The sequence below is a fragment of the Psychrobacter sp. 1U2 genome (genome assembly GCF_051847575.1).
On the sequence record NZ_JBPYDC010000431.1, the window covers coordinates 1 to 1,092 of the forward strand.

Below are 1,092 nucleotides of genomic sequence, written 5' to 3' on the forward strand. Positions count from 1 at the left end.
CAAATGATGATGCTAGCGATGCTGATTTTCACTTCATCGCCATTTAACCGCACTTTGCCAAACATACCTGTTGATGGTGCGGATCTAAACCCAGTATTACAAGATTTTGGTCTGATTATTCACCCACCCATGCTATATATGGGTTATGTGGGTATGGTTGTACCCTTTGCTTTTTGTATGGCGGCGCTGTGGGAAGGGCGCTTGGATGCAGTATGGACACGCTGGTCACGCCCTTGGGCGCTAGCTGCGTGGGGGTTTTTGACCATCGGTATCGCCTTAGGGTCTTGGTGGGCTTATTACGAGCTTGGCTGGGGTGGTTGGTGGTTTTGGGATCCAGTAGAAAACGCGTCGCTCATGCCATGGCTTGCTGGTACAGCGTTATTACATTCGTTAGCAGTGACTGAGAAGCGCGGTGTATTTAAAGCATGGACAATTATGCTAGCGATTTTTGCGTTTGCATTGAGTCTACTAGGGACATTTTTGGTACGCTCTGGTGTCATTACCTCAGTTCATTCGTTTGCAGCCGATCCCACGCGTGGTTTAGTTATTCTAGTCATCCTTGGCATCATCGTGGGCGGTGGACTGTTGATGTTTGCAGTACGTGGCTGGCGCTTGACGGTTGAGAGTCAGTATCAGCTGGTCTCACGTGAGTCGTTTTTGGTTATTAATAACGCCATTATCTTGATTGCCACTTTAGTGGTCCTGCTAGGTACGCTTTATCCAATTATTGCGGATGCTTTTAATCTAGGTCAAGTATCCGTCGGCCCTCCTTACTTTAACGCTTTGTTTGTACCTTTGACTTGGTTGTTACTGCTTGCTATGGGCATGGGCTCTAATATTCGCTGGAAAAAAGACAAGCGTCCACTGCTTGGCGTTGGTATGGTCATCGCAGCCAGTAGTCTGATATTGGCGGCGATCATCGCTTACTTTGTTCATCCATCATCTATGCTAAATATCGGTGTGACCTTGGCAGTAAGCTTTTGGGTACTGTTATGGATGGTTATCGATTTCAAAGATAAAACCAAGAATGCACCGAATATGATCAGCGGACTGGGCCAACTGCGTCTTAGTTATTGGGGACAACAAACTGCT

Annotated in this window: 1 protein-coding gene; it reads left to right on the forward strand. The window is 47.0% G+C overall.

Annotation, left to right across the window (positions count from 1 at the left end; genetic code table 11):
- A partial coding sequence (locus ACS8FD_RS16355) for a heme lyase CcmF/NrfE family subunit (protein WP_439276619.1) occupies positions 1 to 1,092 on the forward strand: 1,092 nt, incomplete at both ends.